The sequence below is a fragment of the Pseudomonas cremoris genome (genome assembly GCF_014230465.1).
Genome location: NZ_JAAXCY010000002.1, coordinates 504,214 through 518,784 on the forward strand (window position 1 = coordinate 504,214; position 14,571 = coordinate 518,784).

At 59.7% G+C, this 14,571-nt stretch carries 10 protein-coding genes; 6 read left to right on the top strand and 4 right to left on the bottom strand.

Going from position 1 to position 14,571, the window contains the following annotated elements:
- Positions 1-185: 185 nt before the first annotated feature.
- A complete protein-coding gene (locus tag HF257_RS05850; RefSeq protein WP_185704655.1) occupies positions 186-2,207 on the top strand; it encodes a M48 family metallopeptidase in 2,022 nt (673 codons plus the stop codon).
- Positions 2,208-2,509: 302 nt separating this feature from the next.
- Here the strand turns inward: HF257_RS05850 and HF257_RS05855 are convergent, their stop codons facing one another.
- Entirely contained in the window at positions 2,510-3,832 is a 1,323-nt protein-coding gene (locus HF257_RS05855; RefSeq protein WP_185704653.1) for an OprD family porin, read from the bottom strand.
- Positions 3,833-4,243: 411 nt separating this feature from the next.
- Between HF257_RS05855 and HF257_RS05860 the strand changes: the two genes are divergently transcribed.
- Entirely contained in the window at positions 4,244-6,310 is a 2,067-nt protein-coding gene (locus HF257_RS05860; protein ID WP_185704651.1) for a TonB-dependent receptor, read from the top strand.
- A 126-nt stretch (positions 6,311-6,436) separates the two neighbouring features.
- On the opposite strand, the gene HF257_RS05865 is transcribed toward HF257_RS05860, so the two are convergent.
- The 3 genes from HF257_RS05865 to HF257_RS05875 all read right to left on the bottom strand — a co-directional run bounded on the left by HF257_RS05865 (position 6,437) and on the right by HF257_RS05875 (position 11,012).
- Entirely contained in the window at positions 6,437-6,649 is a 213-nt protein-coding gene (locus tag HF257_RS05865; RefSeq protein WP_185704648.1) for a hypothetical protein, read from the bottom strand.
- 234 nt (positions 6,650-6,883) lie between these two features.
- Positions 6,884-7,990 carry an agmatine deiminase gene (aguA, locus tag HF257_RS05870; protein WP_185704646.1) on the bottom strand — a complete coding sequence of 369 codons (1,107 nt, stop codon included), beginning with the start codon at positions 7,988-7,990 and terminating at the stop codon, positions 6,884-6,886.
- Positions 7,991-8,111: 121 nt separating this feature from the next.
- Entirely contained in the window at positions 8,112-11,012 is a 2,901-nt protein-coding gene (locus HF257_RS05875) for an aminotransferase (protein WP_185704644.1), read from the bottom strand.
- A 151-nt stretch (positions 11,013-11,163) separates the two neighbouring features.
- Here HF257_RS05875 and rfbB point away from each other — a divergent pair, with 151 nt between their 5' ends.
- Genes rfbB through rfbD form a run of 4 tightly spaced genes read left to right on the top strand, consistent with a single transcriptional unit; the run spans position 11,164 to position 14,540 of the window.
- Positions 11,164-12,246, top strand: a complete 1,083-nt coding sequence (rfbB, locus tag HF257_RS05880) for a dTDP-glucose 4,6-dehydratase (protein ID WP_185704642.1) — start codon at positions 11,164-11,166, stop codon at positions 12,244-12,246.
- Positions 12,243-13,136 carry a glucose-1-phosphate thymidylyltransferase RfbA gene (rfbA, locus tag HF257_RS05885; protein ID WP_185704640.1) on the top strand — a complete coding sequence of 298 codons (894 nt, stop codon included), beginning with the start codon at positions 12,243-12,245 and terminating at the stop codon, positions 13,134-13,136. Before rfbB ends, rfbA begins: the two co-directional genes overlap by 4 nt.
- A complete protein-coding gene (gene rfbC / locus HF257_RS05890) occupies positions 13,117-13,662 on the top strand; it encodes a dTDP-4-dehydrorhamnose 3,5-epimerase (RefSeq protein WP_185704638.1) in 546 nt (181 codons plus the stop codon). Before rfbA ends, rfbC begins: the two co-directional genes overlap by 20 nt.
- Positions 13,659-14,540: a dTDP-4-dehydrorhamnose reductase gene (rfbD, locus tag HF257_RS05895; protein ID WP_185704636.1), complete on the top strand. Its 882-nt coding sequence runs from the start codon at positions 13,659-13,661 to the stop codon at positions 14,538-14,540. The genes rfbC and rfbD overlap by 4 nt, the downstream gene beginning before the upstream one ends.
- Positions 14,541-14,571: the final 31 nt, after the last annotated feature.

Here is a 14,571-nt window from a genome sequence, read left to right on the forward strand (position 1 = left end):
GGGTGATGGGCGGGCGGTGAGGCCAATCTAGAAGTTCGCTAGCTGGGGATAAAGGTGGGGCCAGGTACTTCATTAATGACGCGGCGTAACAAGTGCATGCCCTGCTGACTGGCTCGTGCCCATCCCGCGTCCAACGTTTTTTCTGTATAACGCCGTCACTACTTTTGCGTTGCGAATGGATGCCAATGAACGCGTTGAAACTGATTGCCCTATTGATCGTCTTCCCTTTATTGCTGGCCGCCACCGGCGCCTGGGAACTACAGCGAATCGACATGGACGCCATGGGCGTTGCCCACGGCTTGAACCGTGTGCAGCTGTTACTGGCACCCGGCGTGGTTTTCTTCGGGCTGCTGTCGGCCTTGATCGGCGCAGGAGCGCTGGCGTGGATCCACCGCGCAGGCAAACGGGCGCAGCAGTCTCAAGTGATGCTGATCAGCGCGTTCCTGGAGGGGCGACAGCTGCTTCCAGGTTGGTTGGTGGGGCATATCGTGACGGTCTCGGTGGCGGTCGTGCTGGTTTTGGCCTACGAGTGCCTGGCGCTGTGGAAACAAGGGAGCCTGTCGAGCTTCGAGGTCAAGCTGGCACTGTTGGCCCTGCTGGGAGAAGCCTTTTGTGTGTACGGCGTATGGCTGTTGCTCAAACGATGCCGCGGCTTGCTGAAAATGTTCGAACCGACGCCACGGCAGATGTTCGGCCAGTTGGTACGCCCGGACCAGGCGCCTCAATTGTGGCGTCAGGTAGAGGCATGGGCCGGTCAAATGGGCGCGCTACCGCCCGAGCATATCGTGGTGAGTTTGTCGCCGGGTTTCCATATCACCGCCTGCGAGACCTGGTTGTATCCAGAAGGGTTGGCCCTGCAGGGACGCACGTTACATCTGCCACTGTGCTACCTGGCGCTGTTGAGTCGCGAGGAAGTCGGTTCCATCGTCGGGCATGAATTGGCACATTTCGTGGGGGACAAGGCCGAGTACAGCCAGCGCTTTCTGCCACTGTTCGACGGGGCACGGCGCAACCTGGAAAACCTGGCCGCCAACCTGCAGGAGTGCTCGCCCCTCGAAGCGCGCCTGCTGAAACCTGTGGCGCTGTTCGGCAATCACTTCCTGGCTCAAATGCACAACGCTGCCCTGGCGCTTGGCCACAATCGCCACTATGAAGCGGACGCAGCGGCCGCGAGCCTGGCAGGCAACACCACACTGGCCTCGGCGCTGCTGCGCATGGCGGTGCTCGGCCCGCAGGTCAAGACGTTGCTGGAGACCTATCTCGACCTGAACAAGCACAACTGGCCAGCCGTTGAAGACATTGCCTGGCAAGCGATCACCGAGTTGCAGCACCGTGAGTTGAAGCTGTCCAACCACGACCTGATCAACCCCCTGCCCCATCCTACCCACCGCTTGCCGGCCACCGGTGAACGGCTCAAGGCACTGGGTGTGCCGGTGCAGGACGTACTGGCCAGCGCAACCCGCAGCACCAGCACACCCGTGGCGAACGCGGCGCTGGACGCCTGGTTCAGCGATGCGTTGACACTGTGTCGGCAACTGTCGGTTGAGCGGGTCACTGCGGCGGTCAATCAAGACACGCAATACACCGAAGAGCTTGAGACGCTCGCCAGCGCCGTCGAAGGCGAGTTCACCTTGCATGAAGGCGCGCGACTCAGAGGCATCGTGATCGTGGCGATCGCGTTGCCGTGCGCCGCGCTGCTGCTGTTCCTGCTGATGTTGAATGGCTTGGCACCTGGGCGGTTCAGCGAGGATAAAGTCCTGGCGTTCTGGGTTGCTGCCGGGCTCGCATGCCTGGGTTTGGTGTGGGGTGCCCGGCTGATCAAACGTTCGCCGCTCACCGCACTGCGCATCACGCCGGATCACCTGTTCTACAACAACTTGGCGCAACCGTTACCGATTCGGGACATTGCCAAAGTGGAGGTGGTGGATAGTGCTGGGCTCTACGTGTTTGTGCATCTGGAACCCGATGCACCTTGGCCGGCAGCGCGTGCCACAGGTTTTGGCGTACCCGGCGTGTGGCGTCAGAAGTGGCATCGCGTACTGACCTTGCGCACCGAGTACCTGTGTATCGACGGGGAGCGTGTTCACAGCAGCGACGTGCTGAACCTGCTGGTCGACTACATCAACGCTTCACGAGCCCGCGAGCAATTGCAGCAACAGGCACCACGCGTCCCCGAGGCAGCCACGCAGCGCGATTTTTCGGTATAACCAGGATCATCGCGTTGTGAACGGACTCCCATGAACGCCCTGAAGCTGATCTTACTGCTGGTGATTTTCCCGTTGCTGCTGGCCACCTTGGGGGGCTGTTCGCGATCAGCCGCCCCTGGCTCGCCCCGGAACGCCTGAAAGGCACACCACTGTCAGCGCTCGGCGCAGCTATGTGCCTGGGCATTTTTGTGATGGGCTTTCTATGGCTGGGCAGCACCGCGAGGACTGATCCACCGGCATAAAAAAACCCCGAACCAGTCGGGGTTTTTTATCGCCTTGAATCAGGCGCTACACACGATCACTTAGAAAACGTTGATCGGGTAGTCGGCGAACAGACGCAGTTCGTTACCACCTACGTTGTAATCGCTGGCGTTGCTGGACACACGCAACCACGAGGCACGAGCACGCAGGCTCAGGTCTTTGGCTGGGCCGCTCTGAACGACGTATTTGAACTGGTTGAAGATTTCACGCTCGGTGCCATTGCCACGGCCAGAGCCGTCGTCAATGTTGGTACCGCGCACGTAAGCAACGTTGTAGCTCAGGCCAGGCACGCCGAAGGCGCTGAAGTCCAGGCCGTAGCCTGCTTGCCAGGAGCGCTCGTCCTTGCCGTTGAAGTCAGACCAGTAGGAGTTGGCCAGCAGGATGGTGTTGCCACCGTCGCCGATACCGGTGTCCTTGGTATTGTCGCGGTAGCCGCCGTACAGGTAGCCAGTGTCGCCGGTGCTGCGCTGGTGAGCCACGGTAAAGCTGTGCGGGCCGACAGCCCAAGTAGCGCCCAGGCTCCAGATCTTGTTGTCGCGCGCGTCGCCATCGCCACGCTGCTCGGCAAAGCTGCGATCCAGCTTGGTTTTGTAGCCGTTGAAGTCAAAGGTCAGCGACTGCTTCTCTGGCAGAGCCAGCACGTAGTTGACGTTGACGTATTGCTTTTTCAGCACGTCCTGCATGTTGGAGGCGTACAGCGCAGCCGACAGGCTTTCGGTGAATTTGTAGCTACCACCGAGGTAGTCGATGCTCTTCAGGTTGCCGCTGTCGGTGCCTTCGGCACTCTTGCGAGCTTCCTTGGTGAAGTGACCGGCGTCCAGTTGCAGGCCTTCGATCTCTTTGGAAACGATCGAAGTACCGGTGTAGGTTTCCGACAGCAGACGGGAGTTGTCGTACTGCAGAACCGGCACGGCCGGGAACTGGTCACCGTATTTCAGCACAGTGTTGGAAACACGGAATTTGACGGCTGCGCCGCCCTTGGCCAGATCGTCGGCCGCTTCGCCGTTGCGAGTGGAGCCATCCGCGCGCGTGGTGCTTGGGCCGGTCTTGAAGAAGTCGATACCACCCGCGCCAGCGCGGCCTCGGCCACCGTCCAGACGGATAGCGTATTGGCCGATCACGTCCACACCCACACCAACGGTGCCTTGGGTGAAGCCGGACTCGAACTTGCCGATGAAGCCTTGGCCCCATTCGGCTTTATCTTGCTTGTGGTTCTTGTAGTCGCGGCTGATGTAAGCGTTACGTGCTGCGATGTTCAGGTGGCTGTCTTCGACGAAACCCTTGGATTGCTCCTGGTCGTTTGCCATTGCGGCCGATGCGCTCAAAATCCCCAGAGCGATCAGACTCATCCGTTGCTTCAACATTTTCTTGTATTCCTTATCACTGGTTGAGTACGCGCTGTAACACCAGGCTCCGTGTTGCTTTTCTGGTGTCGACTTTTTCCGGAAAAAAGAAGGCCCGCGGACGACTTAACATGCCGCGGGCCTTTTTTTATTGGATGAGTCATGGCGGTTAGCCACAGGCGTTGGGCGCAATCCTAGTCGCGCGTTGAACTATGTGTCAATTTCGTGAATCGTCTGTATTTAGGCGAAATAATTCTAAGCAACGGCCTATAGCCTTTCTGAAAACGACCAAAACCCCTTCCTTACGACCCTTAAAACACATTTCGTAACATATTTCAAAGCCGATACATTTGGGAACTCGTTACGCGCGCAAATGCAAAGCATTACCATTCACGCGTAATTTCCTCCCTAATAATTCGGATACATTCCCCCATGCCTGCCCCTCGCCTGACGCCCATGACCCTTGGGCTTTCCGTTCTGCTGTCTGCCGGTTTTGCCTGTGCGGCCACCACCTTGCCCGAGACCTCGATCAGCGCTGAAGCGGACGAAGACGACCCTCGCGTCAAGGAAACCAGCACCGCTACCCGCACGGCCACGCCGGTTCGCTACGTGCCCCAGGCGATCGATTCAGTGAAGACCGAAAGCCTGCGTTCCTACGGCACCAATGACCTGGGCCAGGCCTTGAGCGGCATTCCCAACGTCAGCAGCGGCGCCGACACGCGCTTCGACAGCTTGCGCATCCGGGGTTTCGACGCGAGCAATGACTTCTATCTGGACGGCATTCGCGACGACAGCCAGTACGTGCGCGACTTGCACAATATCGAGCGCATCGAAGTGCTCAAGGGGCCGGCCGCTGTGCTCTACGGGCGAGGCGGTCAGGGAGGGATCGTCAACCGTGTGAGCAAGCTGCCGATGGCGGGGCATAAATCCAGTATCGAGGCCCAAGGCGGCAGCAACGATTTGCGTAGTCTGTACGCGGACCTGAGCACCGATCCCACCGATAACATCAGCCTGCGCTTGAACATGGGCAACCAGGACAACAACAGCTTTCGCGATGGTGTCAGCGGCAATCGCCAGCTGTTCGCGCCGTCGATGAGCTGGCAGCTCACGCCGGACCTCAACTGGTTGGTGCAATACGAATACAGTCGTTACAACCGCACGCCCGACCGCGGTATTCCAGGCGTCAACGGTCGCCCGGCAGATGTAAGCCGCAGCACCACTTACGGCGACAGCCGCGACTACATCGACGACAAGTCCCAGTCCCTGCGCTCCAAGCTGACCTATGAGCTCAGCGACAACTGGCAACTGCGCCAGACACTGGGTGTGTTCAAGCTCGACAGTGATTTCGACAACACCTACCTGACCGCTTATGTCCCAGCGACCAACCGCGTCACACGCCAACGCTGGCAGCAGGACTTGACCACCCTCAACCTCTTCAACAACGTCGAGCTGGAAGGCGGTTTCAGTACCTACGGCCTGGAACATCGCCTGCTCACCGGCCTTGAACTGGGCAATCAGCGTCGTGACCCCAAACTCTATACCGGCACAAACGTGCCAAGCCTGGATCTCAACAAGCCCAATCGAAACCTCAGTCACACCGGGCGGATGAACGTATGGAGCAACGCCCACACCGAAGTCGAAACCCGTGCGGTTTACGTGCAGGACCAACTGCGCCTTAACGATCAGTGGCAAGTGCTGGCCGGCCTGCGTTACGACCACTTTGAAGTGGACACCAAGAACAAACTGACCAACGCCCAGCAGGCTGTCGCAAGCCACAGCACCAGCCCGCGTTTCGGCCTGGTGTGGACGCCGCTCGAGCATCACTCGTTCTACGCCTCGTGGAGCAAGACGTTTTCCCCGGCGGGGGGCGGCGTGATCGGTATCACCCCGAACGCCTCCGGCAGCGTCAACGACCTGAGCCCGGAACTGACCAAGCAGAAGGAAATCGGGGTCAAGAGCGACTGGCTCGACGACCGCCTGAGCACCACCCTGGCGGTGTACGAACTGGAACTCTACAACCGCCGCACCGCCGACCCGCTGGACCGTACCATCACCCTGCTTAGTGGCTTGCAACGCTCACGTGGCGTAGAGCTGACCGCCACCGGCAAGATCGTTGGCAACTGGTACGTACGCGGCGGTATCGGCCTGCAAGACGCCACGGTGGTGAAAGACAACAACGGCTTTGAAGGCAAGCGCGTCAGCGACGTGGCCAAGCGCAATGGCAGCCTGTTCATTACCTGGAAGCCGGAAATGGGCTGGTACGCCGAAACCGGCTTGACCCTGGTGGGCGACCGTTACGCCGACAGCCTCAACACCGTGGTGCTGCCGGGTTATGGACGCTGGGATGCGTTGGTCGGCTTGCGCCAGAAGGAATGGGACGTGCGAGCAGCGCTGAACAACATCGCCGACAAGACCTACTACGCGTCGGCGACCAGCGTGGCGCAGATTCAGCCGGGCGAGCCGCGTAGCCTGGTGGTAACGGGCACCTACAGTTTCTAAAGCCGGATACAGTCCAAATGTGGGAGCGGGCTTGCTCGCGAATACGGTGTATCAGTCACTTATTTGGTAAATGACGCACCGCATTCGCGAGCAAGCCCGCTCCCACTGTTTTGACCGACGTGTTGTTCAGTTATTCAGCACGTCACACAACACACGCACCTCATCCTCACTGAACAACCCCACCGGGTAGCGTTCACTCATCATGCTGCGCAGATCGGGCTGCCTGACCTGCCGCGAGCCGTTTTCCTTCAACCAGAGCCCCAGCGCATGGATCGCGTCGCCGTTGACCCGCAAGGGGTGGAACGTGCGCGTGTATCTCAGGTTGATATCGGCATTCATTTCAGCGCTCTCTCCTACTGCGTGAGCGGCTAACTTACTCAAGGTTTATTACAGAACTGTGCGGTCATCGCCTTGGGTCACTGTTGCAACACCGATACAAGAGCTATGCCAATGTGCCGTGTTTATAGGCATACGGACACAAAAAAGCCCGCGACCTTGCAGGGCCGCGGGCTTGGCTTGTGCGTTGAAACCGGTCAGTCCCCGGTCACCGCCGTTGTGATGTTACAACTGCACTCAATTTTTGTGCGGAGCTGGCTGTTGCTGGGTCAGGCAATGGATATTGCCACCGCCCAGTAACAACTCGCGGCCCGGCACCATCACCACTTCGTGCTGCGGGAACAGATTCTGCAGAATCGCCTTGGCCTGGCTGTCCAGCGGATCGTCGAAACTCGGCGCGATAATGCCGCCGTTGACGATCAGGAAGTTCACGTAGGAACCAGCCAGCCGCACCGTAGGGTTACGTTCCTGGGTGCCGTCCACCGGATCGACACCGGCGCATTCTTCCTCGGTGGCATACAGCGGCCCCGGAATTGGCATTTTGTGCACTGTGAACGGGCGCCCCTGGGCGTCGGTGCTGCTTTGCAGCACGTCCATGGCAGCGTGGCAACGTGCGTAGTTCGGGTCTTGCGCATCGTCAGTCCAGGCCAGCAGCACTTCACCCGGACGCACGTAGCAGCAGAAGTTATCCACATGGCCGTCGGTTTCATCGTTGAACAAGCCATCCGGCAACCAGATGATCTTATCCACAGCCAGGTTGGCGCTCAGTACCGCCTCAATCTCGGCACGGTCCAGGTGCGGGTTGCGATTGCGGTTCAGCAGGCACTCTTCGGTGGTAATCAGGGTGCCTTCGCCATCGACGTGGATCGAACCGCCTTCCAGCACAAAACCTTCGGTGCGATAGCGCGGCGCGCGCTCGATTTCAAGGATCTTGCCGCCCACCTGGGAATCACGGTTCCAAGGCGCGTACAGGCCGCCGTCAAAGCCGCCCCAGGCGTTGAAGTCCCAGTTCACGCCGCGGACTTCGCCGCTGTTGTTGATCACAAACGTCGGGCCGGTGTCCCGTACCCAGGCGTCATCGCTGGACATTTCCACCACGCGAATATTCGGCACATCCAGGCGCGCACGGGCGTTTTCGTACTGACCGGCGGAAACCGCAACGGTCACTGGCTCAAACCGCGCAATGGCTTTTGCCACCGCGACGTGCGCCGCCTGCGCCGGCTTACCGCCCAGGCGCCAGTTGTCCGGGCGCTCGGGCCAGATCATCCAGGTTTGAGTCTGTGGCGCCCATTCGGCAGGCATATGAAAGCCATCGGCGCGGGGTGTGCTGTGCAGGGTGGTCATGGCGATCAGGGCTCCGAATAGGGGTGAGGTCGACTTTATAACGGATAAAAATCGGCTTTAAAAGCCACCAAAGATGATAGACAGTAAATATGACAGAAGATAGCCGATAACAATCGACTAATTACAGCTGCTCATCCAGCACCTTCGACAGCATGTCGACAAAGAAGTCCACGCTGCGCCTGGAGGTGACCATCGGCGGCTTGATCTTGAGAATGTTCAGATAGTCACCGGTGGGCTGCATGAAAATCCCCAGTTCCCGCAGGCGATCACACAGCACTGCGGTTTCTTCGGTGGCCGGTTCCAGGGTGTTTCGATCCCGTACCAGCTCCAAGCCCAAGTAGAAACCCGAGCCATGCACCGCACCCACCAGCGGATGACGGTCGATCAGTTCTTCCAATCGCGCCTTGAAATGCCCCCCAACCACCTGGGCGTTTTCCCACAGTTTTTCTTCCTCCATCACATCCAGCACCGCCATGCCGATCCGGCAACTCACCGGACTGCCCCCTGAGGATGAGAAAAAATACCCTTCGGCCTCCAGCGCCTCGGCGATTTCGCGACGGGTGATCACAGCGCCCAGCGGCTGACCATTGCCCATGCCTTTGGCCATGGTGATGATGTCCGGCACCACACCTTGCTCCTCAAAACCCCAGAAGAAGTGGCCCATACGGCCGTAGCCCACCTGCACCTCGTCGGCGATGCACACGCCGCCTTGGGCACGAACCAACCCATACACCTGCTGCAAATAGCCCGGTGGCAAGGAGATCCCCCCGGCGTTACCGTAAACCGGCTCACAGATGAAGCCGGCAAGTTGGCGTTTGCTTGCGGCGATTTTCGCCAAATTGTGTTCCACGCTTCGTACGTAATCCGGCGCGCTGTCCTGCCCTCGGAACTCACCGCGATAGGTATTCGGTGCGGTCACCGGGTGCACCCAATCCGGACGGCTGCTCAGCGCCTGGGGGTTATCGGCAATCGAGGTGGACACCGCATCCGCCGCCACCGACCAGCCGTGATACGCCTCCAGCACACTGAGCATGTCGCGCCCGCCACTGTAGGCCCACGCCAGGCGGATCGCCAGGTCATTGGCCTCGGTGCCGCTGTTGACCAGGAACACCCGGTCCATGCCATCCGGTGCCAGCGCCAGCAAGCGCTCGGAGAATTCGGCAATCGCCGCATAGTGGAAACGCGAGTTGGTGTTGAGCAGCGACCACTGCCGCGCCGCCACGGCCGCCATGCGCGGGTGGCCGTGGCCGAGCACGGCCACGTTGTTGAGCATGTCCAGGTAGGAGCGGCCCTGCATGTCGATCAAGTGATTGCGCCAGCCGCGCTCAATGCGCGGAGGATCGGCGTAATAGTGCTTTTGCGAACGGGCGAAACTGGCGTCGCGACGGGCCAGCAGGGCCTCGGGGTCCAGCTCCGGTTCGGCATCACAGGCCAGCCCGAGCAAGGCGGCTGGCGATGGGCACAAGACCTGCCACGCCTGCGCCCGGGACGGCGTGCAGAACAGCGGCGCCGGCAGGTCTGTGCGGCAAAGCTGGACGGTCAGCGGGCCGGCCACTTCACCGATCACTTGGCCCTTGAGTACGGCGGCGCCGGGCTGCAACAGCGCCGTGACGCCCCACAACCGTACATTTGCCTCACGGTTGTGCACCCGCAACTCACCTTCGCGCCCCAGGCGCACAGTGCCCGCAAACGGCGCCTCGACGGCGGTACCCTGCGGCACATGCAGCTCGACATGCAGGGGGAAAGTCGCTGGCTCATGGGCGCTGTCAGGCTGGGTGCGCGACAGCCGGTATTGCCCATAACGACTCGCCGCCAGGCCATGCACCGCTGCTGCCTCCTGCAACAAGCGTTGATCAATACCGGCCTGCTCCCAGTTCCCCGCCTCGAAATGCGGGCTGAGTACCCCCAGGTCGATCAACGCAAATTCGCGCCCCACCAATCCAGGCAGCAAAGGCACAAAGCCCTCACTGGCCAGTGGTGCCGGCGTGTGCCCTACGCTGCGCAGAATCGCCGCTTCCATCAGTTCAAAGGGCACCGACGTCGCCACATGGAAAATTTCCCACTCATGCTCGGCGTTTTTCAGCAGGTAGCTATTGTGCGGGTCGAGGCGCTGCTGCTGTTCGCTGCTGAGCACGAGCACGGCGGCACGGGCGACGATCAATGGCCACAACGCCTGCAATTCTTCGTGCTGCAACGGCGTAATCGCGTGGCACGCCTGGATCGCCGGCAAGATCGCAAAGGGGTCGCCCTCGGCATGGTGCAGCAGAGCCGCGCAGGTGACCGACAGATCGGCAATGCGCCAGGTGTGCACCAGGTCGCCAAAGTCGATCACGCCCTGAAGCTGCCAATGGCGCTCGGCATCGCGCTGCCACACCACATTGTCATCGGTGATGTCCATGTGCACCGCTTGCCAAGGCAGGTGTTCGACCAAGGGCCGGATGCGTGTTTCGACATGGGCGACTACGTGTTCCAGCGCGGTACGGTGGGGCAGGTTTTCCAAGGTCGCCAGCAGGTGCGAGATCAATTCAATGGCATGACGCGGGTCCCATTGCAGCGTGCGGTCCAGGCCAGGGTGTGTAAAAGACGCCAGCGCCTGGCTCATGCGGCCACACAGGTCACCAAAACCTGCGATCACGTCGCGGCCCAGGTGCGGCAGATGAGTCAGGGGCTGGCCGTCGATGTAGTCCAGCACCCGCAGGTGCAACGTTTGGCCATCGACCGTCACCGTCAGCAACTCTTCGCCGTTGAGCGCCTTGATCACCTTGGGCACACGCACAGCCTGCAGGGCATTAAGCGCAGCGTGCTGGGCCTGCAACTCCACGGCGGCATAGTCGCCCCGGCAGATTTTCAGAACAAACCGCCCGCGAGCACTGTCGACTTTGTAGTTGAGGTCTTGCTGGCTTCCCAAAGACTGCAAGGTGCCCGTGAGGCCGTAATACTGCTCAAGCAATCGCGCCGCCTGGTCGGGGCCTACTTGCGGGCAGGGTAGACTGGCACGGTGGATCAGCGTGGCGAGCAGCATTGTTGTGGCCTCTATTTTTTTAGACGTGTATATCGCCATTGTTAGGGTGGGTTAGGCAACCCCTGCACAGACCGAACTTGCGTCCCCCCTTCGCACAACTCAAGCTATGCTTCATTCGCTTAATGTCCGTCTAAGGAAAAGGCCCTCCGACATGCGCATTCTCATCACCGGCGGCGCTGGGTTTATCGGCTCTGCCCTGATCCGTCACTTGATTCAACACACCGAGCATGAAGTGCTCAACCTCGACAAACTCACCTATGCAGGCAACCTGGAATCGCTGTCCAACATCGCCTCCAACAGTCGCTATGAGTTTGTCCAGGCCGATATCATTGACCAGCCCACAGTGAGTGCCGTGCTGGCGCGGTTCGAGCCACAGGCGATCATGCACTTGGCAGCGGAGTCCCATGTCGACCGCTCGATTGACGGTCCGTCGGATTTTATCCAGACCAATATCGTCGGCACTTACAGCCTGTTGGAGGCCGCCCGCGCTTACTGGCAGAAACTGGCCGAACCCGCCAAAAGCGCCTTCCGTTTTCATCACATTTCCACTGACGAAGTGTATGGCGACCTGCATGGCGTCGATGACCTTTTCACCGAGAACACACCCTACGCGCCCAGTTCGCCGTACTCTGCGAGCAAGGCCGCTTCCGACCATCTGGTTCGCGCCTGGCAGCGCACTTACGGCCTGCCGGTATTGCTGACCAATTGCTCGAACAACTACGGACCGTTCCACTTCCCGGAAAAGTTGATCCCGCTGGTCATCCTCAACGCCCTCGCAGGCAAGCCATTGCCGGTCTATGGTAATGGCTTGCAAGTACGTGATTGGCTTTTCGTAGAAGACCATGCACGCGCACTGCTGAAAGTCGTGACCGAAGGTGTCGTGGGCGAAACCTACAATATCGGCGGCCACAATGAGCAAACGAACATCGATGTGGTACGTGCTATCTGTGGGCTGTTGGAAGAACTGGCACCTCAGCGCCCGGCGGGCGTTGAAAAGTTCGCTGACCTGATCACCTTCGTCAAAGATCGTCCAGGTCACGATCAGCGTTATGCCATTGATGCCAGCAAGATTGAGCGTGAACTCGGCTGGACCCCCGAAGAGACTTTCGAGACAGGCCTGCGCAAGACCGTGCTGTGGTATCTGGATAACCTGGAATGGTGCCAAAGGGTCCAGAACGGTAGTTATCAGGGCGAACGATTGGGTAACAGCGAAATAAAGGATCTGATTGCATGATGAAGGGAATCGTATTGGCAGGAGGTACCGGCACCCGCCTGCACCCCATTACCCTGGGCGTGTCCAAGCAACTGCTGCCGGTTTACGACAAACCGATGATCTACTATCCGATCTCGGTGCTGATGCTGGCGGGGATCAAAGACATTCTGGTGATCTCCACCCCGGCGGACTTACCGCAATACCGCAATCTGCTCGGAGATGGCAGCCAATTCGGCGTGCGTTTCACCTATGCGTTACAGCCCACGCCGGACGGCCTGGCCCAAGCCTTTATCATTGGCGAAGAATTCATCGGCAATGACCCGGTGTGCCTGATATTGGGTGACAACATTTTCCACGGCCAGTACTTCGGCGAACAACTGCGTGCGGCCGCCAAGCGACCTTCCGGAGCGACGGTATTCGGGTACTGGGTCAAAGACCCGGAGCGTTTTGGCGTCATCGACTTTGACAAGGAGGGTCGTGCCCTCTCCATCGAAGAAAAGCCCCTGAAGCCGAAGTCGCCTTATGCCGTGACCGGACTGTACTTCTACGACAACAACGTGATCGAGATCGCCAAGGCTGTCAAACCTTCACACCGAGGCGAGCTAGAGATTACCGACGTCAACAACGCCTACCTCAAGCGCGGTGACCTGCATGTGGAACGCTTCGGCCGAGGCTTTGCCTGGCTTGATACGGGCACCCACGACAGTCTCCTGGAAGCTTCGCTCTACGTGCAAACCATTGAACACCGCCAGGGTCTGAAAGTGGCGTGCCTGGAAGAAATTGCTTATCAGAATCGTTGGATTGACCGTGAGTACCTGCTGGAGCGAGCCAAATATTTTGGCAAGACCGGCTATGGTCAATACTTGTTCACCCTCGCAGGGGATAATCCATATGAATGTATCCGCCACTGAGTTGCCCGGTGTATTGATCATCGAGCCGAAGGTATTTGGCGATGAACGCGGTTTTTTCTATGAGAGTTTCAATGCCCGGGATTTTGCTCAAGCCACCGGGCTGGAACAGCAATTTGTGCAGGACAACCATTCGCGCTCGCAAAGAGGCGTATTGCGCGGACTGCATTACCAAGTTGAGCATGCGCAGGGCAAGCTAGTGCGCGTGACTGCTGGTGAGGTGCTGGATGTCGCGGTCGATATCCGAAAGAGCTCACCGGCCTTCGGCAAGTGGGCAGGCGTTAGACTGTCGGCCAACAATAGCCGCCAACTGTGGATTCCACCTGGGTTTGCCCATGGTTTCGTGGTACTCAGCGAGTACGCCGAATTCCTGTATAAAACGACCGACTACTACACACCGTCAGCCGAGCGCTGCATTCGTTGGGACGACGCGGAACTCAATATTGACTGGCAACTCAACGGCGCTCCCACGTTGTCCGCCAAGGATCAAAACGGCAAGAGTCTCAGAGACGCGGATCTATTCCAATGACCGTGCCCCTGAAAACCCTCATCACCGGCCAACACGGCCAAGTCTCCCAAGCGCTGCAACAGCAACTTCAAGGCCTAGGCGAGTTGATCGTACTGGGCCGCGACCAACTGGACCTGGCTAACACCGACCAGATTCGCACGCAAATCCGCGCCCACCAGCCCGACCTGATCATCAACGCCGCCGCCCACACCGCCGTCGACCTGGCAGAAAGCGAGCCAGATGCGGCCTTCGCCATCAACACCATCGCCCCTGGCATCCTCGCCGAAGAAGCCAAGGCACTGGGCATTCCACTGATCCACTACTCCACCGACTACGTGTTCGACGGCAGCAAACCCACGCCCTACAACGAAGCCGATACGCCCAACCCCCTGGGCGTCTACGGCCAGAGCAAGCTGGACGGCGAGCGGGCGATTGTGGCCGTGGGCGGCGAGTACCTGATCCTGCGCACCAGTTGGGTCTACTCCAACCACGGCAAGAATTTCCTGCTGACCATGAAGCGTCTGCTGCAAGAAAAACCCCACATGCGCATCGTCGCCGACCAGATCGGTGCACCGACCTGGGCTGGCACCATCGCCGCCAGTACCCGTGCCCTGATCGAGCGCTGGCAGTCCGGTGAAGCTGGGGCGTGGGGTATCTACCACCTGACCGCCCAAGGTGAAACCTCGTGGTTCGGCTTTGCCGAGGCAATTGGCGAACACCTGCGCGCCCAGGGCAAGGCATGTGCTGAGCTGGAGGCCATCCCTTCCAGCGCCTACCCAACGCCCGCCAAGCGCCCACTGAATTCGCGGCTCGATTGCAGCCGCCTGCAACAGCAATGGCACGTCAGCCAACCGCAGTGGCAAGACGCATTGCGCGAGTGTCTTGCAGAGCAGCACTAGGCATAATGCGCCTGTACCCACAGGCGCACGA

Coding starts and splice junctions, on each gene's coding strand:
- rfbB (WP_185704642.1), top strand. CDS start 11,164: ATGCGCATTCTCATCACCGGCGGCGCTGGGTTTATCGGCTCTGCCCTG.
- HF257_RS05860 (WP_185704651.1), top strand. CDS start 4,244: ATGCCTGCCCCTCGCCTGACGCCCATGACCCTTGGGCTTTCCGTTCTG.
- aguA (WP_185704646.1), bottom strand. CDS start 7,990: ATGACCACCCTGCACAGCACACCCCGCGCCGATGGCTTTCATATGCCT.
- rfbC (WP_185704638.1), top strand. CDS start 13,117: ATGAATGTATCCGCCACTGAGTTGCCCGGTGTATTGATCATCGAGCCG.
- HF257_RS05850 (WP_185704655.1), top strand. CDS start 186: ATGAACGCGTTGAAACTGATTGCCCTATTGATCGTCTTCCCTTTATTG.
- rfbA (WP_185704640.1), top strand. CDS start 12,243: ATGATGAAGGGAATCGTATTGGCAGGAGGTACCGGCACCCGCCTGCAC.
- HF257_RS05875 (WP_185704644.1), bottom strand. CDS start 11,012: ATGCTGCTCGCCACGCTGATCCACCGTGCCAGTCTACCCTGCCCGCAA.
- HF257_RS05855 (WP_185704653.1), bottom strand. CDS start 3,832: ATGTTGAAGCAACGGATGAGTCTGATCGCTCTGGGGATTTTGAGCGCA.
- HF257_RS05865 (WP_185704648.1), bottom strand. CDS start 6,649: ATGAATGCCGATATCAACCTGAGATACACGCGCACGTTCCACCCCTTG.
- rfbD (WP_185704636.1), top strand. CDS start 13,659: ATGACCGTGCCCCTGAAAACCCTCATCACCGGCCAACACGGCCAAGTC.